At 74.0% G+C, this 23,958-nt stretch carries 13 protein-coding genes; 8 read left to right on the top strand and 5 right to left on the bottom strand.

Going from position 1 to position 23,958, the window contains the following annotated elements:
* Window positions 1-102: 102 nt before the first annotated feature.
* The 8 genes from ACZ45E_RS17565 to ACZ45E_RS17530 all read left to right on the top strand — a co-directional run bounded on the left by ACZ45E_RS17565 (window position 103) and on the right by ACZ45E_RS17530 (window position 14,350).
* Window positions 103-2,196: a bifunctional glycosyltransferase/CDP-glycerol:glycerophosphate glycerophosphotransferase gene (locus ACZ45E_RS17565; RefSeq protein ID WP_468221742.1), complete on the top strand. Its 2,094-nt coding sequence runs from the start codon at window positions 103-105 to the stop codon at window positions 2,194-2,196.
* Between the two features lie 89 nt (window positions 2,197-2,285).
* A complete protein-coding gene (locus ACZ45E_RS17560) occupies window positions 2,286-2,990 on the top strand; it encodes a methyltransferase domain-containing protein (RefSeq protein WP_468221741.1) in 705 nt (234 codons plus the stop codon).
* A gap of 62 nt (window positions 2,991-3,052) precedes the next feature.
* Window positions 3,053-4,885 (top strand): hypothetical protein, encoded by a 1,833-nt coding sequence (locus ACZ45E_RS17555; RefSeq protein ID WP_468221740.1) that lies wholly within the window; start codon window positions 3,053-3,055, stop codon window positions 4,883-4,885.
* Window positions 4,882-6,036 carry an acyltransferase family protein gene (locus ACZ45E_RS17550; protein WP_468221738.1) on the top strand — a complete coding sequence of 385 codons (1,155 nt, stop codon included), beginning with the start codon at window positions 4,882-4,884 and terminating at the stop codon, window positions 6,034-6,036. Before ACZ45E_RS17555 ends, ACZ45E_RS17550 begins: the two co-directional genes overlap by 4 nt.
* 39 nt (window positions 6,037-6,075) lie before the next feature.
* On the top strand, window positions 6,076-6,921 hold the full coding sequence (locus ACZ45E_RS17545; protein WP_468221737.1) for a TylF/MycF/NovP-related O-methyltransferase: 846 nt from the start codon (window positions 6,076-6,078) through the stop codon (window positions 6,919-6,921).
* A 102-nt stretch (window positions 6,922-7,023) separates the two neighbouring features.
* Complete coding sequence (locus tag ACZ45E_RS17540) at window positions 7,024-10,482, top strand: bifunctional glycosyltransferase/CDP-glycerol:glycerophosphate glycerophosphotransferase (protein WP_468221736.1); 3,459 nt, start codon at window positions 7,024-7,026, stop codon at window positions 10,480-10,482.
* A complete protein-coding gene (locus ACZ45E_RS17535) occupies window positions 10,479-13,208 on the top strand; it encodes a CDP-glycerol glycerophosphotransferase family protein (protein WP_468221734.1) in 2,730 nt (909 codons plus the stop codon). Before ACZ45E_RS17540 ends, ACZ45E_RS17535 begins: the two co-directional genes overlap by 4 nt.
* Complete coding sequence (locus ACZ45E_RS17530; RefSeq protein ID WP_468221733.1) at window positions 13,205-14,350, top strand: glycosyltransferase; 1,146 nt, start codon at window positions 13,205-13,207, stop codon at window positions 14,348-14,350. The genes ACZ45E_RS17535 and ACZ45E_RS17530 overlap by 4 nt, the downstream gene beginning before the upstream one ends.
* Here the strand turns inward: ACZ45E_RS17530 and ACZ45E_RS17525 are convergent.
* The 5 genes from ACZ45E_RS17525 to ACZ45E_RS17505 all read right to left on the bottom strand — a co-directional run bounded on the left by ACZ45E_RS17525 (window position 14,277) and on the right by ACZ45E_RS17505 (window position 23,766).
* Window positions 14,277-16,499: a bifunctional glycosyltransferase/CDP-glycerol:glycerophosphate glycerophosphotransferase gene (locus tag ACZ45E_RS17525; protein WP_468221732.1), complete on the bottom strand. Its 2,223-nt coding sequence runs from the start codon at window positions 16,497-16,499 to the stop codon at window positions 14,277-14,279. The two genes, ACZ45E_RS17530 and ACZ45E_RS17525, sit on opposite strands and share 74 nt — an antisense overlap.
* A 156-nt stretch (window positions 16,500-16,655) precedes the next feature.
* Entirely contained in the window at window positions 16,656-17,537 is an 882-nt protein-coding gene (locus ACZ45E_RS17520; RefSeq protein ID WP_468221731.1) for a carbohydrate ABC transporter permease, read from the bottom strand.
* Window positions 17,534-18,982: a carbohydrate ABC transporter permease gene (locus ACZ45E_RS17515; RefSeq protein ID WP_468221729.1), complete on the bottom strand. Its 1,449-nt coding sequence runs from the start codon at window positions 18,980-18,982 to the stop codon at window positions 17,534-17,536. The genes ACZ45E_RS17520 and ACZ45E_RS17515 overlap by 4 nt, the downstream gene beginning before the upstream one ends.
* 7 nt (window positions 18,983-18,989) lie before the next feature.
* Entirely contained in the window at window positions 18,990-20,360 is a 1,371-nt protein-coding gene (locus tag ACZ45E_RS17510) for an ABC transporter substrate-binding protein (protein WP_468221728.1), read from the bottom strand.
* A gap of 247 nt (window positions 20,361-20,607) precedes the next feature.
* On the bottom strand, window positions 20,608-23,766 hold the full coding sequence (locus ACZ45E_RS17505; RefSeq protein WP_468221727.1) for an FHA domain-containing protein: 3,159 nt from the start codon (window positions 23,764-23,766) through the stop codon (window positions 20,608-20,610).
* Window positions 23,767-23,958: the final 192 nt, after the last annotated feature.

Here is a 23,958-nt window from a genome sequence, read left to right as displayed (position 1 = left end):
TAGTATTTGCCCGTTCGGGCCGGAATTCCTTCCTCCGCTCGCCCGGCTGGGTCAACCGGCTCCGGCCGGGTCGCCCGCCCGACTGAGGTAGCGTCAGGTCTTATGTCCCGATTCTCCGTTGTTGTCCCCGCCTATCGCGTCCAGGGCTATCTGCGGGAGTGCCTGGACTCCGTGCTCGGCCAGAACCACGGCGACTGGCAGCTGATCGTCGTCGACGACGCCTCGCCGGACGCCTGTGGCGCGATCGCGGCGGAGTACGCGCAGCACGATCCACGGGTGCGAGCCGTCACCCTGCCCGCCCGCGCGGGCGTCGGCGCCGCCCGCACCGCGGGGCTGCGCGCGGCCGACGGCGACTACCTCCTCTTCCTCGACGCCGACGACGTCCTGCTGCCCGGCGCCCTCACCGCGATCGACACCGCGCTCACCGAGGCCGGCGACCCCGACGTCCTGCTCTACGACCACGACCGCACCGACTGGTGGGACAAGCTCGGCGACAGCGGCGACGAACTCGGCGGCGGCGCCGACCCGCTCACCGTCACCCCCGCCGCCTGGAACCGCGCCGTGCGCCGCGACTTCTGGGCCGAGCGCGGCCTCGCCTTCACCCCCGAAGGCCCCTACGAGGACGTGGTCCCGGCCCACCGCGCCGTCCTGGAGGCGGCCACCCTCGCGACGCTGCCGCGGCCCTGCGTGCGCTGGCGCAGGCGCCGCGCGGGCAGCCTGGCCGGCACCCCGGGAGACCGGCACTTCGCGGTCGTCGAGCGCTACGCGGAACTGCTCTGCGGCGCCGCCGACGCGCCCCGCCTCTTCCCGGTCGCCGTCGGCCGCGTCCTCGACGTCCTCGACGACGCCTCGCGCACCGTCGCCGCCGACCGCCCCGAGCTGTTCCGCCGCGCCGCCGCACTGCACCGCGCCCACCGGCCCGGCGGGCACACCCCGGCGGACGCGCGGGAGCAGGCGCTCGCCGCCGGGTCCTGGCCCGCGTACCAGAAGCAGGAGAAGGCCAGGGGGCGGAAGAAGTCCGTCGGTTCGGCGCTGCGGCGGCAGAAGAAGAAGCTGCGCTCCCGCGTCATGCGGGCCGCCTACCGCACCGACCTGCGCACCACCCGCCTCGACCCGGACCTCGCCGTCTACGGCGCGTACTGGAACCGCGGCGTCAGCTGCAACCCGGCCGCCATCCACGCCGCCGCCCGCCGGATCGCCCCGCACGTCAAGGGCGTCTTCGTCGTCTCCTCCCGCCACCAGGAGCGCGTCCCCGACGGCGTCCCGTACGTCGTCGAGGGCTCTCGCCGCTACTGGCAGACCATGGCCACGGCCTCGTACCTGATCAACAACTCGTCCTTCCCCGGCGGCTTCACCAAGCGCCCCGGCCAGGTCTACCTCCAGACCCACCACGGCACACCGCTGAAGAAGATGGGCCTGGACCAGCGCCGCTACCCGGCGGGCACGCACGGCATCAGCTTCGCCAAGGTCCTCGCCCACACCGACCAGTGGGACTACAGCCTCTCCGCCAACCCGCACTCCACACAGGTCTGGGAGCGGGTCTACCCGTCGGCCGCGTACGCCCCGCTGGAGCTCGGCTACCCCCGCAACGACGTCTACTTCACCACGGGCCCGGACGAGGTGCGCGCCCTGCGCCGCGGGCTGGGCATCGCCGACGGGCAGCGGGCGATCCTCTACGCCCCGACCCACCGCGACTACCAGAAGGGCTTCCTGCCCCGGCTCGACCTCGCCCGGTTCGCCGACGCACTCGGCGAGGACCACGTCGTCCTGGTCCGCGCCCACTACTTCTACGGTGCCGAAGCCGGTCTCGTCGACGCCCACCCACGGCTGCTCGACGTCACCGGCCACCCCCGGGTCGAGGACCTGTGCCTCGCCGCCGACGCGCTGGTCACCGACTACTCGTCCGTGATGTTCGACTACGCGTGCCTGGACCGCCCGATCGTCGTCTACGCCCCCGACTGGCAGGCGTACCGGCTGGCCCGCGGCACCTACTTCGACCTCCTGTCCGGCCGGCCGGGCGACACCCCGGGCGCGGTCGCCACCACCGAGGACGAACTGCTCGCCCTCTTCCGCGACGGCGCCCTGGACACCGACGCGACGACCCGGCTGCGCTCGGCGTTCCGCGACCGGTTCTGCGCCTACGACGACGGGGGTGCGGCCGAACGGGTCGTACAACGGCTGTTCCTGAACGCGTGAGGCCGTTCCCGGGCAGGTGACGTACGCCCGGGCGGGCCCCGACCCGGGTGTGTCCCACCGCCGCACCCGAGCCGAGAGGAACCCGCACCATGCACCCCTCCGCCTACGCCCACATGAGACTCTGCGTCGAGCGGTACCTGCCCGCCGAGGGGCGCCACCGGGTCGTCGACCTGGGTTCGCGCATCTCCGACAAGCAGACCAGGACGCACCGCTCGCTGCTGGAGGGGCGCGACATCGACTACGTCGGCGTGGACGTGCTCGACGGGCGCAACGTGGACCGCGTGATGACCGAGCCGTACCGCGTCCCCGTGAAGTCGGCAAGCGCCGACTTCGTCATCTCCGGGCAGGCGTTCGAGCACATCCCGTTCTTCTGGGTGACGATGCTGGAGATCGCCCGGGTGCTCAGACCCGGCGGCACCGCCTTCGTCACCGCGCCCTCACGCGGCCACGCGCACGACGCGCAGGACTGCTGGCGCTACTACCCGGACGGCATGCGGGCGCTCGCCGCGCACAGCGGGCTCGAACTGGTGGAAGTACACACGGACTTCCCGCCGCTCAAGGGCATCCGCCACGACTACCCGGGCATCGACGCCAAGCACTCCTACTGGGGCGACACGGTCGGCGTCTTCCGGCGGCCGGAGACCTACCCGGCGCTGCGCATGGGGCTGGTGCGCGGGGTCTCCCGCTGGTGGGCGAACCGGGTCGGCGGCGTCGACGCGGTCCCCGTCCCGGCCCCCGCCGACGGCCGCGACCGGTGCGCGCGGCCCCAGGCGGTGCCCGCCCAGGTGGGCTGAGCGGGGTCACCCGGGCGGGCCAGCGCGAGTGACCGCACGGGGCCGCGGGGGTTGGTCACTCGATGAAGATCCTGAACCGGCCCCTCGTCCCGTCCCGCCCGGCCGTCCCCGGCGCCCGCCGCCCCGGCGCGCCGCCCGGCACCCCGCCGCGCTCCTGGGCCGTGCCCCTCGCCGTGCTCGGCGGCACCGCCCTCGTCGCCGTCCGCGCCGCCGGGCTCGGCCAGTGGATCGTCGACGACGCCGCCGTCACCTTCGCCTACGTGCGCAGCGTCGGGGACGGACTCGGGCCGGTCCAGCAGCCGGGCGCCGGACCCGTCGAGGGGTACTCGAACCCGGCGTGGCTCGCCCTCCTGCTCGTCGGGCGGGTCCTCGGCCTCTTCGACCACGGCGCCTGGTTCGGGGTCAGCGACCTCGCACTGTTCCCGAAGGCCCTCGCCCTCGGCTGCGTCGCCGGGACCCTGGCGTGCGTCGCGGGCGTGGCGCGGGCGGCGCTGCCCCGGCGGGCCTGGCTCGCCGTGCTCGGCACGGGCGGCCTGCTCGCCGCGAACGAGGCCTACGTCGTCTGGTGCTTCTCCGGCCTGGAGAACTCCCTGTACGGGCTGCTCGCCGCAGCCCTTGCCCTCCTGCTTGTGCGGGGCGACACCGGGCCCCGCGCCGCGTGCGCCGCCGCGGGGCTCGCCGTCCTCGCCGCGCTCACCCGCCCCGACGGAGCCGTCCTCGCCGCCGCCTACCCCCTGACCGTGCTGCTGCTGCGGGGCCGGGGCGCCGCCCGTGCGGCCCTGCTCAGCTGCTCGGTGTTCGGGGCCGGGTACGGCGCCTTCCTGCTGTGGCGGCACGCGGAGTTCGGGCGCTGGGTGCCCAACACGGCCGTCGCCAAATCACAGCGGCCGCCCGACGCCGCCGAACTGGCGAAGGCGGGGGAGCTGCTCGGCCACGCGGGCTGGGCGCTGGTCCTCCTCTGCGCCGCGTGCGCCGGCCTGGTCATGGGGCGCCCCGGCCCCGCGCGGCGGGCGATCGGCGTGCTCGGCGTGCCGCTCGGACTCACCCTCCTCGCGTACGGCGCGCTCGCCCGGGACTGGATGCCGCTGTACCGGTTCGCCACCCCGGTGTGGGTGCTCGGCTCGGCCGTCGCCGCGCTCGCCGTCACCGCCGCCGCGACCGGCGCCGCGCCCCGGGCCAGGGCCCTGCTCGGCTGCGCCGTCGCGGGCGCGCTGGTGCTCTCCGTCGCCGGGCAGGGCGTGCACGGCGAAGGGTTCCGGCGCGAGCCGACGCTCTCCATGTGCTGGGTCGCCGACCGCTACGGCCGCACCTTCAACGCGTACGCCGACCGGCTGGACCTGCGCCCCGCCGCCACCGCCGCGCTGCCCGACCTCGGCGGGACGCTGCTCACCAGCCGGCTGCGCGTCGTCGACCTCGCGGGCCTCACGGACCGCAGGATCGCCGACGCGTACGCGGCCCGCGACCGGGCCGCCCTCACCCGCTACGTGCTGACCGGGGCCCGCCCCGAACTCCTGCACACCCACGGCCCCTGGACGGCGAAGACGGGGCTGACCGTGGCCCGGCTCACCGCCGCCGGATACGTGCCGCTGTACCGCGAGGGCAACGGCGGCGACTACGTCCTCGCCTCCGCCGTCCCCGGCGGCGCCCGCCGCATCGACGCCGTCCGCGCCTGGGCGCGGCCCCGCCTCGACCGGATGAACCGCGAGAAGCACCACGAGCGCGGCCACCTCGGCGACTGCGGGGCCCGTCTGGGCCCGGCCCGGCCCGCCATGGCCCCGGCCCCGACCCCGGCCCGGCTGCCGGCCCCGCCCCCGCGCGGCCAGGTCCGGCCGATCCCGCTCGCCACCCCGCGGCCGCTCCCCGTGGTGCCCGCCTCCCAGGAGGTGAAGCTGTGACCATCGCGCTGCTCCCTTCCCAGCAGCCGCCGCGGCAGCGTGCCCGGGCGGCCGGGGCGGGGCGCCTGGACTCCCTCACGGGGCTGCGTTTCCTCGCCGCGTTCGCCGTCTTCACGCACCACTTCACGGGGGCGAGCCCGTCCGGCGGCGTCGCTCACGCGCCCGCGCTGTTCCCCTACTCGACGATGGGCGTCAACGGCGTCGGGTTCTTCTTCGTCCTCTCCGGGTTCCTGCTCGCCTGGGGGCACCGGTCGGGGACCGGCGCCAAGGAGTTCTACCTGCGGCGCGCGGGGCGCGTACTGCCGCTGCACCTGGCCGCGACCGTGCCGTGCGTCTGGGTCTTCCACGTGTGGGGCGGCGTGCCGTGGGACCTGCCGAGTTTCCTGGCGTCGCTGGTGCTCGTGCAGACCTGGTTCCCCGGCGTCGTCCCGATGTTCCCCGGCAACGGCGTGTCGTGGACGCTCAGCGTCGAGGCGTTCTTCTACCTGCTGTTCCCGTTCGCCGTCCGGGGCGCCTACCGGCTGCGGACGCGGACCCTGCTCGGCCTCGCCGCGACCGGACTCGTCGCCATGTGGGCCGTCAACTGGTGGGCCGCCGCGCACCTTTCGCCGTTCCACCGCGAATGGCTGATGCGGCTGCCGCCGGTCCGCCTGCCCGAGTTCGTGCTCGGTCTCGCCCTCGCGCTCGCCGTGGGCCGTGGCCTGCGCCTCCCGCTGAGGCCGGCCGTCCTCGCCGCCGTCTTCGCCGCGTACACGGTGGTGTACGTGCACCGCGACGCGTGGTGCACCGACGCCGTCGCCGCCCAACTCGCCTTCTCCGTACGCCCGTCGGTCGCCGTCTTCTCCGGGCTCGTGATCGTCGCGTACGTGCGGCGGGAGCGTGCGGGGCGGCGCGGGTGGCTGTGCGGCCCGGTCATGGTGCGGCTCGGCGCCTGGTCGTACGCCTTCTACCTGCTGCACCAGACCGTCAACCGCCTGATCCTCGACCACTGGGGCCGCCAGGAGCCCACGAACCTGTCCGTGTTCACCCTGCTCGGCGTCGCGTCCGTCACCGTCGCCCTGTCCTGGGCCGCGTACACCTACGTCGAGGAACCCGCCCGGCGGTGGTGGACGGGACGGCTCCGCGCGCGGAGTGACTATACGCTGACTTAGCGTGACATTAGGGGTGAAATGCGCGTAGTGTCCGGCCCCATGGCATGGAAGAAAGCCGTCAACGGCGCACTCCGGACGCTCATCGGATACCAGCTGACCCGGCCGCGGCTGCCCGCCCCGCGCGCCGCCGTTCCGAAGGCCCCGACGCCCGCGCCGCCCGCACCCGCCAAGGCCGCCAGTACCGCCAAGACCGCCAAGGTCAAGGGGGTGCAGCTGCCCGTCGACTACGACGACGAGGCCAAGGAGACGATCCGCGCGGTCAAGCCGTGGACCATGACCTCCCCCGAGCGGCTCAACGCGCTCATCCTCGCCACCCGGTACATCGTCCGGCACGACATCCAGGGCTCCGTCGTCGAGTGCGGTGTGTGGCGCGGCGGTTCGATGCAGGCCTGCGCGAAGACGCTGCTCGGCTGCGGCGTCACCGACCGCGACCTGTACCTCTTCGACACGTACGACGGCATGACCCCGCCGACCGACGAGGACCTGCGGCGCGACGGCACCCCCGCCGCCGACCTCCTCGCGCGCCACGGCAAGGACCGGGCGATCTGGGCGTACGCCACGCTCGACGACGTCAAGTCCGGTCTCCAGCAGGTGCCTTACCCGGCCGAGCGCATCCACTACGTCCAGGGCAAGGTCGAGGACACCGTGCCCGGCGAGGCCCCCGACAAGATCGCGATCCTGCGCCTGGACACCGACTGGTACGCCTCCACCAAGCACGAACTCGACCACCTCTACGACCGGTTGGTACCCGGCGGCGTCCTGCTCATCGACGACTACGGCTACTGGCAGGGCAGCAGGCAGGCCGTCGACGAGTTCCTGGAGCGGACCGGGGAGCGGCTGCTGCTCCTGCGGATGGACGAGGGGCGCATCGCGGTCAAGCCGTGAGCGCGACCACTCGTATGGCCCAGGACCGGTGACCGGGAACGGCGGCGCCGGTTGTGCACGGGTACGCCCCTCGCCGTTCGCCGGAAGGAATGTGCGCAGCGCATGACACCCCGCCTCACCGTCGTCGTCCCCGTCCACAACGTCGAGGAGTACCTCCGCGCCTGCCTCGCGTCGCTCGCGGCCCAGACCGTGCCGGACCTCGAGGTCGTCATGGTCGACGACGGTTCCACCGACGGCAGCGGCGGGATCGCACGTGAATTCGCCGCCCAGGACGCCCGGTTCCGCCTCGTCGAGCAGGACAACGCCGGCCTCGGCGCCGCCCGCAACACCGGCGTCCGGCACGCCACCGGCACCCACCTCGCCTTCGTCGACAGCGACGACGTGATCCCCGAGGGCGCCTACGAGCTGATGCTCGCCACCCTGGAGGAGTCCGGCTCGGACTTCGTCACCGGCAACGTCTTCCGGCTGCGCGCCGACGGCACCACCGAGCAGTCGCCCATGTTCCGCAAGGCGATGGCGACCAGCCGCGACGCCACCCACGTCACCCGCGACTGGGACCTGCTCGCCGACCGGATCGCCTGCAACAAGGTGTTCCGCCGCGCCTTCTGGGACGAGCACGGCCTCGCCTTCCCCGAGGGCGTGCTCTTCGAGGACATCCCCGTCGTGCTGCCCGCCCACTTCCTGGCCCGCTCCGTCGACGTCGTCCAGGACACCGTCTACCTGTGGCGCGACCGCGACGGCTCGATCTCCAACCGGCGCGCCATCCCGCGCGCCGTCCGCGACCGCACCGCCTCCGTCGCCCACGTCAGCGGCTTCCTCGCCGGGCGCCCCGAGTGGCGGGAGGCCAAGCGGCGCTACGACGCCTCCGTGCTCGCCGGTGACCTGTGGATGTTCATGGAGGCGCTGCCCGACGGGGACGGCGCCTACCACGAGGCGTTCCTCGACCACGCCAACTCCTTCGCCGCCCGCGTCGATCCGGCCGTCCTCGGCGAGCTGCCGCTCGGCCTGCGGGTGCGCTGGCACCTGATCCGCGAGCGCCGCGTCACGGAGCTGCTCACCTTCATGGCGTACGAGACGTCGAACCCGGGCGCCTTCCGGGTCCGCCGCGGGCCGCGCGGACGCCGCGCCGACTTCCCCGCCCTGACCCGGCCGCTGCCCCGCAAGGTCCTCGCCCTCACCCGGGCCGACCTGCCGCTGGAGGCCCGGGTCACGCACGCCGCCTGGAGCGAGGACGGCACGCTGCGGCTCAAGGGCTACGCGTACGTACGCAACCTGCCCGCGGGCCGGTTCGGCGCCCGCGCCCGCGTCGCCTGGCTGCGCGCGGGCAGGCGCCGGGCCGTGCCGCTGCGGCTGCGCACCGTCCGCTCGCGCGAGGCGACGCTCGCCTCCCGGCAGGGCCTGCACAGCTACGACCGGGCCGGTTTCGAGACGGTCGTCGACCCGGCGAAGCTGGTCACCGGGCGGGCGAGCACCACCTGGAACCTGGAGCTCGCCGCGTTCGCGGGCGGCCCGCTGCCGCGCTCCGGCCCGGTCCGGATGGACGGCGCGTGTCCACTGCCGGTGCGCCACCTCGACGACTTCCTGCGGATCGCACCCAGCCTGCGGGGCGGACGGCTGCGCCTGCGCGTGGAGCGGCTGCCCGCACGGCTCGCCGCCCACGAGGGCGACGGGCGACACGTGCACATCACGGGCGAGTTCAGGCGCCGCAAGCACGAGGTGCCGGTCGCGGTGCGCGTCGAGAACTGGCGTACCAAGGAGGCGCACGACCTGCCGGTCACCGTCAACGGACGGACCTTCACCACCGACGTGCCGCTGGCCCTCTTCGGCGGCTCGGACGGACCCGCGGACCCGTGGGGCGTCGGCCTGATCGGCGCCGACGACACCTGGACCTCGCTCGCCGTGCGCCCCGACATCGCCCCCGGCCGGTACGGCCTCGGCGGCGGCCGCGAGCTGATGGTGCTCGCCAACCCGTCCGGCAACACCGAGCTGCGCGACCAGACGGTACGGCCCGTCGTCGACACCGTCCGCTGGGAGGAGACGGGCCGCCTGCTGCTGGCCGGCAGCTACCCGGACGCCGTCCGCCGCGAGCTGGTGCTGGTGCACAGCGGCCACGACGAGGAGGCCGTCGTCCCGGTCACCCACGCCGACGGCCGCTTCGAGACGTCCCTGTACCCGCACGCGCTCCCGGGCCCCGCCGGCACGCTGCCGCTCGCCGAGGGCAACTGGTACCTGTTCCTGCGCGCGAGCGGCGACGACGGCTCCGGCGTGCCGGTCCTCGTGGCCCCCGCCCGCCACCCCGAGCTGCCGCTCCTCAAGCCGCTGGGCGGCCGGGACTTCGCCGTGCAGCGCCGCCACCACGACCAGCTCCTGCTCACCTCGGGCACCTCGTTGCCCGAGCGGGACCGCGGGCGCGGCGCGCAGCAGGCGCTGCGCACCGCCTACGCGACCGGGCGGACCCTGCCGCGCCGCGACGCCGTCCTGTACATCAGCTTCGACGGGCGCCAGCACTCCGACTCGCCGCGCGCCGTCTTCGACGAGCTGATCGCGCGGGGCGTCGAACTGGAGCACCTGTGGGCCGTGCGCGACCAGCAGGTGGAGCTGCCGCCGGGGGCCACGCCCGTCGCCCTGTGGAGCGCCGACTGGCACGAGGCGCTCGCCCGCTGCCGCTATGTCGTCACCAACACGCATCTGCCCGAGTGGTTCGAGCGCGCCGAGGGCCAGTACGTCGTCCAGACCTGGCACGGCACCCCCCTCAAGCGGATCGGCCGCGACCTCCTGGGCAACGCCTCAGCCGACGCGAAGTACATCGCCACCCTGCCCGCCCGCGCCGACCAGTGGTCGCTGCTCGTCTCCCCGAACAGCTTCTCCACGCCGGTCCTGCGCGGCGCCTTCGGCTACACGGGCCCCGTCCTCGCCTCCGGCTATCCGCGCAACGACGTACTGCACGCCCCCGACCGCGACAAGCTCACCGCCGCCGTGCGCGAGCGCCTGCGCATCCCCGAGGGCAAGCGCGTCATCCTCTACGCCCCGACCTGGCGCGAGAACCAGCCCCGCAGATCCGGCCGGTACGGCCTCGACCTCCAGCTCGACCTGGCGGCGGCGCGGGCGGCCCTCGGCGACGACCACGTGCTGCTGGTCCGCCGCCACTACCTGGTCGGCGGCTCCGTGCCCGCCTGCGACTTCGTGCGTGACGTCTCCCGCCACCCGGACGCGGCCGAGCTCCTGCTCATCTCCGACGTGCTGGTGACGGACTACTCCTCGATGATGTTCGACTTCGCCCAGACGGGCCGGCCGATGCTGTTCCACACCTACGACCTCGACCATTACCGGGACTCCCTGCGCGGCTTCTACTTCGACTTCACCGCGCAGGCGCCGGGGCCGCTGCTGCGCACCAGCGACGAGGTGATCGCCGCGCTCCTCGACCCGGACGCCGCGGTCGCCGGGCACCGGGACGCGTACGCGCGGTTCCGGGAGGCGTTCTGCGACCTGGACGACGGCACCGCCGCCGCGCAGGTCGCCGACGCGATGCTGGCCCACGGCGCGGCCGGGGGCCGGCGATGACCGGCCCCGGGGGATTCGACGTCAGCGTCCTCGTCGACTGCCCGGCGGGCACCGGCCCGGCGTCGCTGTCGGCCACGGTCGCCTCGGCCCTGGCGCAGACCCTCGCCCGTACGGAGGTCGTCCTCACCGGCGCCGGCGCGGCCGCCGCCCCCGCCGACGGCCGCCCCGACCGGGTCCGCACCGGCGCCCCCCGCGGCACCTACGTCCTGCCGCTGGCCCCCGGTGAACTCCTGGAGCGCAACGCCTGCCGCAACCTCTTCGCGGCCGCCCGCCGCACCGGCGCCGATCTGGTGGCGGGCCGCTGGACCCGGCTGACCGGCACCGGCACGAAGGAGGAGGCCCCCGGGTGGCAGGCCGCCCTGTACGCCAGGACACGGGTACTGGAGGGGGCGGCCGGGGCGCCGGAGCTGCTGACGCACGACGCGCTGACCGCCGGGTACTGCGTCCGGCGAACCCTGCGCGAAGAGGCGGCCGCGGGGCGGCGGACCGGGCTCGATCTCGCCGTCGCCGCCCGCCGCGTCGCCCTCGTGCCCCACCTCGTCACCACGCGCCGCGCCGCCCCCGACCCGCCGCGCGACCTCCCCGCCGCCGTCGCCCGGCACCGGCACGCGCTCACCCTGATCGCCGACCCGGAGCTGCGGTCCCGCCGCGCCCACGCCTTCGTCGTCGAGCACGTCCTGCCGTGCGCCCGCGCCTTCCTCGGCCTCGACCGCGCACAGCGGGCCCAGGTCGCCGCCGAGGCCCACCAGTTGCTGGACGGGCTGCTCGGCGCCGATGTCCTCGCGCGGCTCCACCCCCTGGAGCGGGTCGCCGCCCGGCTGCTCGCCGACGGGGACGCGGCCGGCGTGCACACCGCCGCGTACGCCCTGGAGCGGCCCGGCACCGTCGTCACCCCGCTGGCCCGCAGCGGCGACCGCGTCCTGTGGAGCGCGGACCACACCGACGCCGCGTACGACGTCACCGACCTCGGGCACCAGCACCGGGCGCCCCGCGACCTCGCCCTCCTCAACCGCGTCACCCGGTGCGCGCGCGAGCACGGGCGGCTCGTCGTCGCGGGCGAGGTCGTCGTCCCCCTCGGCCTGACCGGCGGCGACCGGGCGGCCGTCCTCACCGCGACCCTCGACTTCACGGTGCGCGGCACCGCCCGGAGGACCGTGACCGTCCCCGTCGACGACGTACGGCTCCAGGACGGCTCCACCCTCGCCTGGCGCGCCGCCGTCCCCCTCACCCGGGCGCTGCGCCCGCGCGGCATCGGCGACCGCGTGTGGGACCTGCGCCTGCGGCTCGGCGTCGACGGGGAACTCCTGCGCCCCCTCGACCTGTTCGCCGAAGCCGAGACCGTCCCCGGCAAGGCCGCGGCGCTCCCCGCCCGCCCCCGGCTGACCCGCCTCGCCGCCGACACCTGGCAGCCCTACGTCACCGCCAGGCACCACCTCGCCGTGTGCCTGCTGCCGCGCGGCCGGGCCGCCCGCAAGGCCGCCGCCCTCGCCCGGTACCTCACGCACTTCCGCCCGGCCCGCAAGGCCAGGCAGCTCACGAAGAGGCTCCGGCGGCAGTACGAGGCCCTGCACGCGCAGCGCCTCAAAATCCGCGTCTACCGCGGGTTCCTGCGCCACCTGCCCGTCAGCCGCGGCACCGTCGTCTTCGAGAGCCACATGGGCAAGTGCTACGGCGACAGCCCCCGCGCCCTCCACGAGGAGCTGGCGGCCCGCCGCCGCGGAGCACGCGCCGTGTGGTCCTACGCGACGTCCCCGGACGGCTTCCCCAAGGACGCCCGGCTCGTACGCCGCTGGTCCTGGCGGTACCTGTGGGCGCTGGCCCGCGCCGAGTGGTGGGTCGACAACCAGGGCTTCCCGCACGCACTCGACAAGCCGAAGCACACCACGTACCTCCAGACCTGGCACGGCTCCGCGTACAAGCGGATGGGCTTCGACGAGATCCGGCACAAGACGCAGAACGCCCCGCAGCGCGAGCAACTGGCCCGCGCAGTGAGCCGGTTCGACCACTTCCTGGTCCGCTCCGAGCACGACGTGAACACGCTCGCCCGCGCCTACCGCATCCCCGAGGAGCGCCTGCTGCGCGTCGGCTACCCGCGCAACGACCGCCTCGTGGCGGCCCGGGAGCGCGACGAACGCGAGGGCCGCTTCCCCCGCCCGGCCCCCGCCGCCGGACTCGGCATCCCCGACCACAGGACCGTCGTCCTCTACGCGCCCACCTTCCGCGGGACCCCGACGAGCAAGCACGTACAACTCCCGCTCGATGTACGGGCGTTCGCCGAGCGGTTCAGTGACACGCACGTGCTGCTCGTGCGCGCCCACTACATGGAGGCGGCGGCCCTGCCGGTCACCCCGCCGGGCACCGTCATCGACGTCTCGGCCCACCACGACGTCGGCGAACTGCTCTGCCTGGCCGACGTACTGGTCACCGACTACTCGTCGATCATGTTCGACTACGCGCTCCTCGACCGGCCCCTCGTGCACTTCGCCCCCGACCTCGACGCGTACGCCGCCGACCGCGGCAGCTACTTCGACCTGCGCGCCCGCGCCGGCGGCCCGGTCGTCGAGACCCAGGACGAGCTGCACCGCACCCTCGCCGGGATCAAGGAGTCCGACGGCGACTGGCGGGAGGCGCGGCGGGCGTTCGCCGCCGAGTTCGGGACGTACGACGACGGCGGGTCCGCCCGCGCCGTCGTCGACGCGCTCTTCACGCGAAAGGCAGGCTCATGACCGCGGCCCGCGACCTCTACCTCGTCGCCAACACCACCGACGAACTCGGCGGCGTCACCGCCTGGACCCACCAGATGGCCCGCCTGTTCACCGGCGCGGGCCACCGCGTGCACGTCATCGGCGTCCACGAGTCCGACCTGAAGATGGCGGTGCCGCAGACCCCCGGCTACCCCGTGACCAGCCTCTACAAGGAGCACCCGCCGACCCCGCGGCCGGTGCGCGGCGCCCGCCGGCTGAGCCTGCCCGCGCGCCGCCGCGAGGCCCGCAGGGTCGCCGCCAAGAAGCGGGCCGTCGCCACGCTGGAGTCGATCCTGGGCCCGGCGCGGCCCGGGTCCGTCGTCGTCGTCACCCAGGTGTGGCCGATGGAGTGGCTGCGCGAGATCGACACCTCGCACCTCACGGTCGTCGGCATGAGCCACGAGTCGTACCGGTACTCGCGCGCCTGCCACCGCTACCACTGGGTGCGACGGCACTACCCGCACGTCGACCGCTGGCTGGTGCTCACCCAGGAGGACGCCGACAGCTGGGCGGCCGACGGCCTGCACAACGTGGACTTCATGCCCAACGCCCTCGCCCACCTGCCCGCGCTCCCCTCGCCGCGCACCGAGAAGGTCGTCTGCTCCATCGGCCGGCTCGCCGACCAGAAGGGCGTCGACATGCTCCTCGACACCTGGTCGAAGGTCGCGCCGTTCCGCGCGGACTGGCAGCTGCACGTCTACGGGGCCGGCGCGGACGAGCCGCAACTGCGGCGCCAGTGCGCCGAGTTGGGGCTCGACACCTCGGTGCGGTGGCTGGGCCGCACCGACGACGTGCCGGGCGCCCTCGCCGCCTCCTCCGTGTTCGCCCAGTCCTCCCGCGGCGAGGGCTTCCCGCTGGCCCTCATGGAGGCGATGGCCAGCGCCGTGCCGTGCGCCGCTTTCGACTGCGCGCCGGGCGTCCGCGAGATCGTCAGCGACGGGGAGGACGGCCTCCTCGCACCGCTCGGCGACCTCGACGCCCTCGCCGACCGGCTGCTGCGCCTCACCGGCAACCCGCGGCTGCGGGACGCCATGGGGGAGCGGGCGCGCGTCAACGTACAGCGGTTCTCCGAGGAGCGGGTCCTGGAGAGGTGGGAGGACCTGTTCGGCCTCCTGGAACGGTAGAGCGCGGCGCTCCCTCGCCGAACACCAGGTGCCGCACGATCCGCTCACCGGCGCGCCCGTCGTCGTACGCGCAGAACCGCTCGCGGAAAGCGGCCCGCAGCTGCGCGGAGCGCGAGCCCCGCCAGTGCCCGGTGGCGAAGATGTCGATCAGCTCGTCCTCGGAGCGGGCCACCGCGCCCGGCGGGAAGGAGCGCAGGTCGAAGTAGGTGCCGCGGGCCGCCTCGTACGCCTCCCAGTCGTCGGCGTGGATCACGAGCGGCCGGTCGAGGCACGCGTAGTCGAACATCAGGGACGAGTAGTCCGTGACCAGCGCGTCCGCGGCCAGACAGAGGGACTCGACGCTCGGATGGTCCGACACGTCGATGAGCCGGCCGTCCGCCGCGCGGCCCGGCGGCTCGTCGTACACGTGGTGCGCGCGGGCCAGGATCACGAAGCGCGGGCCGAGGACGCGTAGCATCCGCTCCAGGTCAGGGGTGCGGCGCCGGCCGGTCCGGTAGTCCCGGTGCGTGGGCGCGTACAGGATCGCGGTCGCGTCCGGTGGGATGCCGAGCGACGCGCGGACGCGCGCGACGTCCCACTCGTCCGCCCCGAGCAGGCGGTCGTTGCGCGGATAGCCGTATTCGAGCGTCGTGTACGAGGACGGGAGGACGCGCTCCCAGACCAGCGTGGAGTGCCGGTTGGCGGAGAGGACGTAGTCCCACTTGTCGACGTCGCGCAGCAACTGCGCGAAGTCCGTCCCGCGGGCGGCGGCGGGGTAGTCCTGGAGGTCGAGGCCCATCTTCTTCAGCGGGGTGCCGTGCCGGGTCTGGACGAGGATCTGGTCCGGGCGTTTGACCAGGCGCCGGTCGAAGTCGACGTTGTTGACCAGGTACCTGGAGCGGGCCAGCGCCGTCCAGTACGCGGCCGTGCCGGGGGTGAGGCGGCGGGTGCCCGGCGGGATCGTGTGGTGGTGCTCGGGGTGCGCGATCCACGCCGTGCGCACCTGCGGGGCGTGCTCGCGGAACGCCTCCTCCAGCGCGCCCGGGTTGCAGCCGTGGCCGCGGCCCCAGTAGCTGCTGAAGACGGCGTCGTACCGGCGGACGGGGAGCAGCAGCTGGAGGCGGTAGTGCAGGAGCAGGCCTGTCGCCCCGAGGGCGCGGCGGGTTGCGGCGGCGGCCCGTGCCAGGCGCCGCGTGACCCGCAGGACCGCCCACAGGGCGCGGAACGTGCGGTGCGCGCCGAGGCGGACCAGGGCGTGCCGCAGCCGGGTGCGGGGCGGGACGGGGGCCCCTTCGACGCGGTAGCGGGCATAGTGCCTGCGCGACCTGCGCAGGAACTCGGCGCGGCTGCGGCGCGGCAGCCGGCCCCGCCGGGTGTAGATGGTGGCCAGGTGGTCGACGCTGCGCCGGAACATGACGTGCCGCCACTCGGCGTCCAGGTCCGGGTACTGGTCGAGGAAGTCGAAGACCCGCTCGTACTGGTCGAAGATGTCGAAGTGCTCGCGGGAGGTGGTCCCCAGGATGTTGCCCTGACGGCGCTGCCGGTAGTGGACGCAGACCCGGTCCAGGGTGGCGATGGTCTCGGCGGCCATCAGCACCGGGTAGGTCCACGGCGTGTCCTCGTAGTAGCCCGGCGGGAACGAGAAGCCCTCCCGCTCGATGAACTCCCGTTCGTATGCCTTGTTCCAGACGACCATCAGCAGCCGCAGCAGGCCGGGCCGGTCGAGGAGCCGGAAGGGCGCGCGGCCCCGCTGCGTGAGCTCGTCCGCGTACTGGTTGCGGACCTGTCGGCCGTCCCAGTACGTGCGCGCGTAGTCGTAGAGCAGGACCTGGGGGGAGCCGGTCTCGTCGAGGCGGTCCGCGATGGCCCGCAGCGCGCCGGGGGTGAGGCTGTCGTCGCTGTCGAGGAAGAGGACGTAGTCGCCGCGCGCGTGCTTGAGCCCCGCGTTGCGGGCGCGGCCGAGGCCGACGTTCTCGTCGAGGTGGACCGCCCTGACGCGGGCGTCGCGCGCCGCGAACTCGTCGATGATCGCTCCGCAGGCGTCCGGCGAGCAGTCGTCCACCGCGATCACTTCGAGGTCGGTGAAGGACTGCTCCAGGACCGATCCGAGGCACTCGTGCAGATACGCCTGCACCTTGTACGCGGGGACGATGACGCTGAACCGGGGCAAGGGGGCACATCCAGGGGTCGGCGCGGGCATACTGCCCGAAAACGCCCGTCGGAGTGATCTGGTTACGCCGGTTGTGGCATCCGAGGGACGTCCGCACAGAGGTGGGGGGCGGGCCGTGGTTTCCCGGCCCACCCCCCGTTGACGTGCGACTTTCCGCTATTTCACCGCGCCCGCCATGACGCCGGAGACGAACTGGCGCTGGAACGCGAAGAACACGGCCAGTGGCACCACCATCGAGATGAACGCGCCCGGGCCGAGCACGTCCACGTTGTTGCCGAACTGCCGGACCTGGGTCTGCAGGGCGACCGTGATCGGCTGGCTGTCGGTGTCCGTGAAGATCAGCGCGACCAGCATGTCGTTCCAGACCCACAGGAACTGGAAGATGCCGAGCGAGGCGATCGCCGGACCGCCCAGCGGCATCACGACCCGGATGAACAGGCGCAGCTCACCCGCGCCGTCGAGACGGGCCGCCTCCAGGAGTTCACGGGGGATCTCCGCGAAGAAGTTCCGCAGCAGGAACACCGCGAACGGCAGCCCGAACCCGACGTGGAAGAGGATCACGCCGAAGATCGAGCCGAAGATCCCGATGTCGCCGAAGAGCTTGGCGATCGGCACCAGCGCGAGCTGCACCGGCACCACGAGCAGCCCGACCACGATCAGGAACCACCAGTCGCGGCCCGGGAACTCCATCCACGCGAACGCGTACCCGGCGAGCGAGCCGATGACGATGACGAGCAGCGTCGCCGGCACCGTGATCAGCGCCGTGTTCACCAGCGAGCGGGTGATGTCGGAGTTCTCCAGGAGGTTGGTGTAGCTGTCGAAGGTGAGCTGCGACGGCTTGCTGAACACCTTCCACCAGCCGCTGGCCGACATGTCCTCCGGCGTCCGCAGCGAGGAGAGCAGCAGCCCCACCGTCGGCACCAGCCACAACGCGCCCACCAGGATGAGGACGAACTGCAGGAACCCTCCGCCGACCTTCTCGGTGACGCGGCTCGCGAACGACCGCGGTTTCTTCACTGCCCCGTCGACGGTGGTCATGGCCGTGCCTCCCGCCGAAGTCGCCTCATGTTGAACCACATCACCGGGATCACGAGCAGCAGCAGCAGGACCGCGATGGCGCTCGCCAGCCCTTCGTTGCTCTCGCTGAACGCCGACCGGTACAGCTGGAGCGCCAGCACGTTCGCGTCGTCCTGCGAGGAGCCGGGCGCGATGATGAAGATCAGGTCGAAGATCTTCAGCACGTTGATCATCAGCGTCACCAGGACGACGGCGAGCACCGGCGCGAGCAGCGGCACCGTCACACGCCGGAACACCTGCCACTCGCTCGCCCCGTCGACCCGGGCCGCCTCCAGCAGCTCCCTGGGGATGCTGGCGAGGCCGGCCCCGATCAGCACCATCGCGAACCCGGCCCACATCCACACGTACGACACCATGATCGAGGTCGTCACGATGTTGAGGTAGAGGTCGAAGCCGCCCAGGTGGACCGTGAAGAACTTCTTGTCGCCGAGCCAGTCGACGCCGTTGTAGGGCTCCGCGAAGTTCGAGGCGGGCAACCGGAGCCGGGCCCCGTCCGCCTTGGCGGGGAGGCTGAACGTCCCGTCCGCCGCGGCCGCCGCGGAGGCCACCACCTTGCCGTCCTTGACGGCCTCGATCCGCATGCCCGGATAGCCGAGCTCGGTGGAGTCGATGCCGTTGAGACCGCCCGCGCCCTTGCCGAGGGTGAAGTCCTGCCAGACGGTGCCGGTGACCTCGGACGGCGCGTCGCGCGGCTCCTTCGCCGGCTTCGCCCCCTTCGGCATCTGGTCGGCGGCGACCCCGACGAGCGCCAGCCTCACCGGGCTCCCGGCCCGTATCGGCTCCTTGGTGAGGAAGGGGCCGCCGCTCTTCCCGGCGAGCTCCCCGTTGGGCCGCGGATGCGCCTTCGGGAACGCCGACGACTCGGCGAACGTGTCGTGGACACCCACCCAGACCGCGTTCGCCGCGCCCTTCTCCGGGTCCTGGTCGTAGACGAGCCGGAAGATGATGCCCGCGGCCAGCATCGAGATCGCCATCGGCATGAAGACGACCAGCTTGAACGCGGTGCCCCAGCGGATGCGGTCCGTCAGCACGGCGAAGATCAGGCCGAGCGCCGTGGCGACCGTCGGGGCGAGCACCACCCAGAAGATGTTGTTGTTGATCGCGGCTTTGGTGTCTTCGCGCGTGAACAGCGTCTCGTAGTTGTCGAACCCGATGAACGAGCCGCCCGACGCGTCGAAGAAACTGCGCACGACCGAGTACCCGATCGGGTACACGACCAGCGCGCCGAGCAGGATGAGCGCGGGCAGCAGGAACAGCAGCGCGACCGTCCTGCGCGTACCGGTCACGCTCTTGAACCGTGACGAACCCTTTTCGGGGGCGGGCCCGGACGGGGCCGCCACGTCACCGGCGGGAACCGGTGACTTGGCGGTGCGGTCCGGGCCGCCACCTTCGGCGGCCGATGTCATCGCCCCGTCAGTCCTTGTACGCCTTGGCCGCGTCGGCCTCCAGCGTCGCCTGCGTGCCCGCGACGTCCTTGGGGTTCACCAGGAAGTCCTGGAGCGCCTTCCACTCGCCCTTGCCGGGCGTGCCGCCGAACGCCTGCGGGGTCTGGTCCGACATGTCGAAGCGGAAGTCGTCGCCCGCGTCGATGAGCGCCTTGGCGATCGTGCGCTGCACCTCGTTCGGGTACGCCGACAGGTCCACGCTCTTGTTGGGGGAGAGGTAACCGCCCAGCTTGGCCTGGATGGTCGCCGCCTCGGGCGAGGCCAGCCACGTCACCAGGGCCTGCGACGCCTTGGAGTCCTCCAGGATCACCGCCGCGTCACCACCGCTGACCACCGGCGCCTGGTCGCCGACGGCCGGGAACGGGAACACCTTCGCGTCCGTCCCGACCTTCGCCTTGGTCTGCTCGATGTTGACCTGCGCGAAGTCGCCCTCGTAGACCATGGCGCCCTTGGGCTGGTCGCCGCCGGTGAAGGTCTGCTCGACCGACTTCGTGAACTCGGTCTGCACGGCCTCCTTGTTGCCGCCCGCGAGGAAGTCGCTCTTGCCCCACAGCTGCGCGAGCGTGGTCAGCGCCTCCTTGACGGACGGGTCCGTCCACTTGATCTCGTGCTTGGCCAACTGGTCGTACTTCTCCGGACCCGCCTGGGAGAGGTAGATGTTCTCGAACCAGTCGGTCAGCGGCCAGCCGTCGGCCCCGCCGACGGACATGGGCGTCACCCCGGAGTCGTAGATCGACTGAGCGGTCGCCAGGAACTGTGTCCAGGTCTTCGGCACCTTGGCCGCCGCGTTCTCGAAGACCGCGTTGTTGTACCAGACGAGCGACTTGTTCGCGGCCTTGTAGTACGCCGCGTACTGCGTCCCGCCGACCTTCCCCAGGTCCTGCCAGCCCTTGCTGTAGTTCTTGCCGAGCTGCTCCTGGGCCTCCTTGCCGAGCGGCTTGGCCCACTTCTTGTCGACAGCCTGTTTGATCGCGCCGGGCTGCGGCAGCATCGCGATGTCCGGCGGAGCGCCACCGGCCACCTTCGACCCCAGGAAGTTGATGATCGGGTCCTGCGCCGGCACGAACGTGACCTTCGCGCCCGTCCGCTTCTCGAACTCGGCGAGCACCTGCTTGAAGTTCTTCTGCTCCTCGCCGGTCCACACCGCGGCGATCTCCAGCGACTCACCGTCCAGCTTCGGCAGTTGGAGGCCGGAGGAGGGCGACTTGCTCTCGCCGCCCCCACCCGACTTGTCGTCCTTGTTGTCATCCCCGCAGGAGGTGAGCGCGAGGGCCAGTGAGCCCACGGCCACGGCCGCGAGGGCCCGGCGGTATATGGGTGTACGAAGAGTGCTGCGCATCGCTGCCCCGTTCTCGTCCTGAACGCTGAACGCACGTACTGAGCGGTGTCTCGTCCTGAGCGGTGTCCGTGCGCACTGGTCTACGCCCGACCAGGGAGAACCGGCAAGAGTGCCCGTGCTGTATGAACGGTGATCGTGACGGGGTCGTGATGCGTCAATCTCATTACGGGAGGCGGTAGTTGGGTTTAAGGCCCGCTCTCGTCCCGCGGACCTGCCGTCCCGGGCGCCGCCCAGCGGGCCCCGGGACTCACAACAGCGACGGCACCTCCTGGGCCGACACCGACCGGGCGGCCCGCTCCAGCGCGCTGGCGAGCAGGGCCAGATCCGTCGGCCCGTTCCCCAGCTCGCGTACGGGGCGGCGGTCCGGCGGGTCGCCCATCCGGGCCCAGTCGAGCCCGACCACCGTCGGCCGCTGCGTGGCCGTCCGCGGGATCCGGCCGGTCACCCGCCCCGCCTGAAGGCCCACGTCCCGGCCGTCCGCCCCGTGCAGCACGCCCCGCCCCGGCGCGGGATCGTCCGCGCCCGTCCCGACCGGGTCGAGCACCACCAGCGGGCCGGCCGTCCACCCCGGCGCCCCGCCGGCGGCGAAGGCCGCCACCAGATGCACCCCGAGCCGCTCCCCGTCCCGCGCCACCGCCTCCAGGGCCCGCACGACGGACCCGGCGGCCGGCCGTCCCGGCGAGCCGAGCGGCGGCGCGAGCAACGCGTCCAGATCGTCGACGACGACCACGAGCCGCGGCAGCGGAGGCGCGGCCTCCGTCTTCTCCCGCGCCCCGCCGGGCCGCAGCCGGATCGTGGAACTCGGCGGCGCCTCCAGATCGCCGGCGCCCGCGGAGGACGGCGCGACGCGCTGGGCGACCATCCGCCCCGCGACGGCGCGCTGGGTGTGCCACTCGGTGAAGTGCGTACGCCCTATGAGCTCGGCCCGCCGCTTCAGCTCCGTCGTCAGCGACTGGGCGAACTCCCGCATGCGCACCGGGTCGTTGGCGGCGAGATACGTGGTGACGTGCGGCAGATCGGTGCAGACCCGCAGGCCCTCGGCCCGCTCCCCACCGGTGCCGCCGCCCGGCCCGTCGCTCTTGCCGTCGACGAGCACGACCCCGAGCCGGTCGGGCCGCTCGGCGGCGGCGAGGGAGGCGGTGACCGAGCGCAGCAGCTCCGTACGGCCACTGCCAGCGGGCCCCTCGATCAGCAGATGCGGTCCGTCCGCGGCCAGGTCCACGGCGACGGGACCGCGCGGCCCCGCCCCGAGCACCGCCCACACCCGGCCGCCGAGCGAGCCCGGATCGTCCGCGGCGGCGGCCCAGCGGGCCATCAGCGACGCCGGAGTGGCCCGCGCGAGCCCCAGCTCGTCGAGGAGCCGGGCCGTGGGCGGCAGCGGAGCGGACACGCGCGTCTGCCGGCCGCCGGACGTGCCCGCCGCGTCCGTGCGCAGCGGGGCGAGCGCCCGCGCGAAGCGCTCGGCCCAGGGACGGGAGACGGCGTCCACCGTGGCCACGGTGCCGTGCCCGACGAGCCGGCCGTGGGCCGCCCGGTGCAGCCGCAGCGCCGTCGCCACGTCCCCACTGAGCAGGGCCACGGCGCCGCACGCCCGGAACGCCGGGCTCTCGGCGCACGCCGCCTCGTACGTCTCCGCGACGGGGGAGGCGGGCGAGGCGGCGGGCGCCTCGGCCAGACACAGCACGTGGATCCCGGCCGGGGCCCCCTCGGCGGCGAGCCGCACGGTCGCCTCCCGCAGCGTGGCGGAGCCGGGGTCACCGTCGACGACGACGACCGTGGGCACGACGGCGGCCTCGGCGGCGGGGCCGGCCGCCCCCTCGGCGACCGCCGGTCCGGCGCGGCCCGGGCGGAGCCCCGCCGCATGGTCCTCCAGCCGCCGCAGCAACTCACCGGTGCGGGCCGCCGCCTGGTCACGGTCGTAGGCGAGCAACAGCCGGCAGTCCTGACCGTGGGCCGGGCGCACATGCGGCAGCCAGCCGAGCCAGGACCACTCGGCGACGCGCTGCTCCACGGTCGTGGCCCGGTCGGTGGCGATCAGCACGATCTCCAGCCGGTCCGGGGCGTGCAACGCGGCGAGCTGGGCGAGGGCGCAGCGGGCAAGGCCCGACAGCCGCGCCCGCGGCCCGGCCAGACCCAGGGCGCCGGCCTCGGCGAGCCCCACGGTCACCGGGACCGCGGGCAGCAGCCCGGCGCCGTCGGGGCCCGTCCGGTCGACGGTGCCGAGCCGCACGGCGAGCGCTTCGGGGTGCCCGGGCCCGCGCTCCCACAGCCGGGGCCCCGGGCCGAGCGCGGTCAGCAGCAGGGCCGCGGCGTCGGGCCAGGTCTCGGCGGGGCCGGGGCCGGGGCCGGGGAGCGGGGCGGGGACCGGCGCGTCCTCGTACGGCTCGGGTGTGTACGGGGTGCGCAGCGTGTACGGCTCGTGGATCTCGTGCTGCTGGTCCTGCTCGTCACGGCCGCGCCGCAGCAGCCGCCCGAGGCCCCCGCGGCGGCGCGCGGGGCGCGGGACCGGGGTGCCACGGGGCGGGGTGCCGAGCCGCGTCCGCTCCAGGTCGGGGGCGCCGCCCTGCTCGGGGACCATCGGTTCGGCGCCGTGCGGCAGGCTCTCACCGGCGGCGCCCCAGGAGGCGTCCCCGTACGCGTGCCGGGTCTCGTCCGGGGCGGGCGCCGCCGCCGGGGCGGGCGCGGGCCTCCCGGTGGGCTCCTCGGCGCCGGGCGCGTCCCCGTCCCCGGCCTCGCCCGCGAGCGTGACGCGTACGTGCCCCTCGCCGTCCGGCGCCGTGGCGACCGGCGCAGGGCGGGCGGCGTCGCCCGCGACCGCGACCCGCAGCGCCGATTCGCCGAGGCGCAGCAGGGCGCCGGGGGAGAGACGGACGGGGCGGTCACCGAGGGGGCGGCCGTCCACCGTCGTCCCGTTGGTCGAGCCCAGGTCCACCACCGAGACCTGGCCGTCCGCGGCGAGCGTCACCGCGCAGTGCAGCCGCGACACGTCCGGGTCGTCCAGCGGCACATCGGCGTCGGCGGAGCGGCCGACACGGATCTGCCCGCCGTGCAGCAGATGGACACCGCCCGCGTCCGGACCCGCCACCACGTGCAGCTGCGCCGCGGCGCCGTCCGGCTCGGGGCCGGGATCGGTGGGGGCGCCCAGCGAGAGCACCGCCCCGTCGGTCAGCGGCGGCTCGCCGAGGAGGCAGCGCTGGGCGTCGAGCCGCTCGGCACCCGCGTACAGGACGGAGGAGGGGGCGTCGCCGCCAGCGACGGCCGTGGCGAGGCCGGAGACGACGGCGGCGAGCGCGGTGCCCGCCGGCGCGGTCACCAGCACGTCCACCGTGCTGCCCGCGGCTCCCTCGCGCGCGGACGCGTCGGGGCGCGTGCCCAGGGGGTCTACGACAGTGAGGCGGATCTGCATCGCCGTCTGCGGTCCCTTCTGCGCGGGCGCCCGGGACGGAACAGCCCGCGGTCCCCCCACCGCAGATTCCCCCATCGCTACGGGCACGTCAGCCAGTGCTGGAGGCATCCTCGCACCTACCACCGACAACACGCCCGCCCCCCACCCGTAAGTGATCTTGATTGGTCGGCTCTGCCCGCAAAAGTGCCTGCT

The sequence above is a fragment of the Streptomyces sp. NPDC030991 genome (assembly GCF_055571235.1).
Note: the sequence above shows the minus strand (reverse complement) of the source record. Positions and strands in the feature narration are given on the sequence as shown.